The organism is Variovorax sp. KBW07 (assembly GCF_003852515.1).
In the GTDB taxonomy this organism is placed as follows: Bacteria; Pseudomonadota; Gammaproteobacteria; order Burkholderiales; family Burkholderiaceae_C; genus Variovorax.
In genome coordinates, this window is sequence record NZ_QAJK01000215.1 from 1 (window position 1) to 4,016 (window position 4,016).

General features: G+C 67.3%; 2 protein-coding genes and 1 pseudogene. All 3 read left to right on the plus strand.

The features are described 5' to 3' along the window. Positions 1 to 1,717, plus strand: a 1,717-nt coding sequence (acnA, locus tag DBV14_RS31860; RefSeq protein ID WP_124465832.1) for an aconitate hydratase AcnA, incomplete at its 5' end; no start/stop codon positions are given. Between the two features lie 2 nt (positions 1,718 to 1,719). Continuing rightward, entirely contained in the window at positions 1,720 to 2,928 is a 1,209-nt protein-coding gene (gene prpF / locus DBV14_RS31865) for a 2-methylaconitate cis-trans isomerase PrpF (protein ID WP_124465835.1), read from the plus strand. A 31-nt stretch (positions 2,929 to 2,959) separates the two neighbouring features. Next, positions 2,960 to 3,795: pseudogene (locus DBV14_RS31870) on the plus strand (oxaloacetate decarboxylase). The last annotated feature ends 221 nt before the right edge of the window (positions 3,796 to 4,016 follow it).

A 4,016-nucleotide genomic window follows, 5' to 3' on the forward strand; every position in this document is an offset into this window, starting at 1 on the left:
CATGGCGCCCGAATACGGCGCCACGGCCGCGATGTTCGCCATCGATTCGCAGACCATCGACTACCTGCGCCTGACGGGCCGCGACGACGGGCAGGTGCGGCTGGTCGAGACCTACGCCCGGCACACCGGCTTGTGGGCCGATGCGCTGACAGACGCCGTGTACGAACGCGTGCTGCAGTTCGACCTGTCGACGGTGGTGCGCAACATGGCCGGCCCGTCGAACCCGCATGCGCGCGTGGCCACCTCCGAGCTGGCGGCGCGCGGCATTGCCGCGCCGTGGCAGGACGAGCCGGGCCGCATGCCCGATGGCGCGGTGATCATCGCGGCCATTACCAGCTGCACCAACACCAGCAACCCGCGCAACGTGATTGCGGCGGGGCTGCTGGCGCGCAATGCCAACCGCGTGGGCCTGGTGCGCAAGCCGTGGGTCAAGTCGTCGCTGGCGCCGGGCTCCAAGGCCGTGACGCTGTACCTGCAAGAGGCCGGCCTGATGGGCGAGCTGGAGCAACTGGGCTTCGGCGTGGTGGCCTATGCGTGCACCTCGTGCAACGGCATGTCGGGCGCGCTGGACCCTGCGATCCAGCAGGAGATTGTCGAGCGCGATCTTTATGCCACCGCCGTGCTCTCGGGCAACCGCAACTTCGATGGCCGCATCCATCCGTATGCGAAGCAGGCATTTTTGGCGTCACCGCCGCTTGTGGTGGCTTACGCAATTGCCGGCACCGTGCGCTTCGACATCGAGAAAGACGTGCTCACCGTGTTCGAGGGCAAGGAGATTCGCCTGAAAGACCTGTGGCCGGCCGACGAAGAAATCGACGCCATCGTGAAGGCCAGCGTCAAGCCCGAGCACTTTCGCCAGGTGTACGAACCCATGTTCGCGATCCAGCCCGACAGCGGCCAGAAGGTGGCGCCGCTGTACGACTGGCGCGCCGCATCGACCTACATCCGCCGCCCGCCTTACTGGGAAGGCGCACTGGCCGGCGAGCGCACGCTGAAGGGCATGCGGCCACTGGCCATCCTGCCGGACAACATCACCACCGACCACCTGTCGCCGTCGAACGCGATCATGATGAACAGCGCGGCCGGCGAGTACCTGCACAAGATGGGGCTGCCCGAGGAAGACTTCAATTCGTACGCCACGCACCGCGGCGACCACCTGACCGCGCAGCGCGCCACCTTCGCCAACCCGACGCTGAAGAACGAGATGGCCCGCAAGCCCGACGGCTCGGTGCAGGCCGGTTCGCTGGCCCGCGTGGAGCCCGAAGGCCAGCTGATGCGCATGTGGGAGGCCATCGAGATCTACATGCTGCGCAAGCAGCCACTGATCATCGTGGCGGGTGCCGACTACGGCCAGGGCTCGTCGCGCGACTGGGCGGCCAAGGGCGTGCGGCTGGCGGGCGTGGAGGCCATCGCGGCCGAGGGCTTCGAGCGCATCCACCGCACCAACCTCATCGGCATGGGCGTGATGCCGCTGGAATTCAAGCCCGGCACCAACCGCCTGACGCTGGCCCTGGACGGCACCGAGACCTACGATGTAATCGGCGAGCGCAAGCCGCGCGCGGACCTGACGCTGGTCATTCACCGCCGCAACGGCGAGCGCCTCGAGGTTCCCATGACCTGTCGCCTCGACACGGCCGAAGAAGCCTCCATCTACGAAGCCGGCGGCGTGCTGCAACGCTTCGCGCAGGATTTTCTGGAATCAACGAAAGCCGCCTGACCATGGCCGACACGACGAACACAACGCATACACCGCAGATCAGGATTGCCGCCACCTACATGCGCGGCGGCACCAGCAAGGGCGTGTTCTTCCGGTTGCAGGATTTGCCTGAAGCCGCGCAGGTGCCAGGCAAGGCGCGCGATGCGCTGCTGCTGCGCGTCATCGGCAGCCCCGACCCCTACGGCAAACAGATCGACGGCATGGGCGCCGCCACGTCGAGCACCAGCAAGACCGTCATCCTGTCGAAGAGCAGAAGGCCCGGCCACGACGTGGACTACCTGTTCGGCCAGGTGTCCATCGACCAGCCTTTCGTGGACTGGAGCGGCAACTGCGGCAACCTCTCGGCCGCCGTCGGACCCTATGCCATCAGCAACGGGCTGGTCGATGCCGAACGTGTGCCGCGCAACGGCGTGGCCGTGGTGCACATCTGGCAGGCCAACATCGGAAAGACCATCGTCGCGCACGTGCCGGTCACCGATGGCGCGGTGCAGGAGACGGGCAGTTTCGAGCTCGATGGCGTGACCTTTCCCGCCGCCGAGGTGCAGCTCGAATTCATGGACCCGGCCGCGGAAGAAGAGGGCGCGGGCGGCGCCATGTTCCCGACCGGACGCGTGGTCGATGCGTTGGAAGTGCCCGGCATCGGCACCCTGCAGGCAACCATGATCAACGCCGGTATTCCGACCATCTTCGTGAATGCCGAGGCCATCGGCTACACCGGCACAGAGCTGCAGGACGCCATCAATGGCGATGCAGCGGCGCTCGCGAAGTTCGAAGCGATTCGCGCGCACGGCGCGGTGCGCATGGGCCTCATCGCGAACATCGGCGAAGCGGCCGGCCGGCAGCACACGCCCAAGGTCGCTTTCGTGGCGAAGCCCGCGGCCTACACCGCGTCCAGCGGCAAGGCCGTGGTGGCCACCGACATCGACCTGCTGGTGCGCGCGCTGTCGATGGGCAAGCTGCACCACGCCATGATGGGCACGGCGGCCGTGGCCATCGGCACGGCCGCCGCCATTCCGGGCACGCTGGTGAACCTGGCGGCCGGCGGTGGCGAGCGCGCGGCCGTGCGCTTCGGCCACCCCTCGGGCACCTTGCGCGTGGGCGCCGAGGCCCGCCAGGTCGATGGCGAATGGTGCGTGACCAAGGCCGTGATGAGCCGCAGCGCGCGCGTGCTGATGGAAGGTTTTGTCCGCATCCCCGGCAACGCCTTCTGAGCCTTCAAGAATTCATTCACAGGAAGAACCAATGTCGACTCGCAAGACCCTCCGATCCCTGGCCGAGGCGCGCCGCGGCGTGCTGGTGCCCGGCGCCTTCAACGCCTTGTCGGCGCGCGTGATCGAGGACCTGGGCTTCGAAGCCATCTACGTCACCGGCGCGGGCGTGACCAACATGTGGTTCGGCCTGCCCGACCAGGGCTTCATGGGCCTGCACGAAATTGCGGACCACACGGCGCGCATTCGCGATGCCGTCGGGCTGCCGCTGATCGTCGATGCCGACACCGGCTTTGGCAATGCGCTGAACGTGCGCCACACGGTGCGCGTGCTGGAGCGCGCGGGCGCCGACTGCATCCAGTTCGAAGATCAGGTCGCGCCCAAGCGCTGCGGCCACTTCTCGGGCAAGGACGTCATCTCCACCGAAGAGGCCGTCAACAAAATCAAGGCGGCCGTCGATGCGCGGCAAGACCCCGACCTGCTCATCATGGCGCGCACCGACGCGGCCGCCACGCTGGGCTTCGAGGCCGCCATCGAACGCGCGCAGAAGTTCAGCGAGGCCGGTGCCGACATCCTCTTCGTCGAAGCTGTGACCACCGCCGAAGAAATTCGGGCGCTGCCGCAACGGCTGAACAAGCCGCAGCTCATGAACATGGTGATCGGCGGCAAGACGCCGATCTTCGGCGCGGAGGAACTCGGCGGCCTGGGCTACGGCATCGTGCTGTNNCCGGCATGCAGAAGGCGCTGACGGTGCTGCGCGAAACAAAGCGCGTGGACGAAGACCCGGCGCTGGTCGCGCCATTCGCCGAGCGCCAGCGGCTGGTGCGCAAGCCCGAGCTCGACGCGCTCGAAAAGCGCTACGCAAGCTGAGGCCATAAGGCGGCAAGCGGGTCTTCATGACGGACCCGCGATGTCGATTCAGTGCACCCGCAGTGTCCAGAGCTGGTAGACCGCAAAGCCCAGCAGGATCGCGCCCGACAGGCGATTGATGAACTGCATGGCCCGCGCGCTGAGCTTGTGCCGCACCATCGACACGCCGGTCGACAGCCCGAGCCACCACAGCGCCGAGCCCAGGAACACGCCGAGCACCA